Genomic DNA, 218 nt, shown 5'->3' with positions numbered 1-218 from the left:
GCCCGCGAAGCAGCCAACACCGGCTCAAAGGTCTATCAGCCCAAAGGCGGCAGGGCGCCCAGCTTGCCCTTGTGGTAAACCATCGGCGTGACCGGCTGCTCGGGCAGCACCAGGTTCTTCACCGCACCCACGATGATCGCATGGTCCCCGCCGTCATACTCGCGCCACAGTTCGCATTCGATGATCGCCGTGGCCTTCGCCAGCAGCGGGTTGCCCAG

The 218-nt window shown here is 65.1% G+C and carries 1 protein-coding gene; it reads right to left on the bottom strand.

The window, feature by feature from the left end; genetic code table 11:
• Positions 1 to 35: 35 nt before the first annotated feature.
• On the bottom strand, positions 36 to 218 hold a 183-nt coding region (locus B3361_RS17940; RefSeq protein WP_286920300.1), incomplete at its 5' end, for a flavin reductase family protein.

The sequence above is a fragment of the Pseudomonas sp. UBA6699 genome (genome assembly GCF_002454615.1).
In the GTDB taxonomy this organism is placed as follows: Bacteria; Pseudomonadota; Gammaproteobacteria; order Pseudomonadales; family Pseudomonadaceae; genus Aquipseudomonas; species Aquipseudomonas juntendi.
This window is presented reverse-complemented; position numbering and strand designations above follow the sequence as displayed.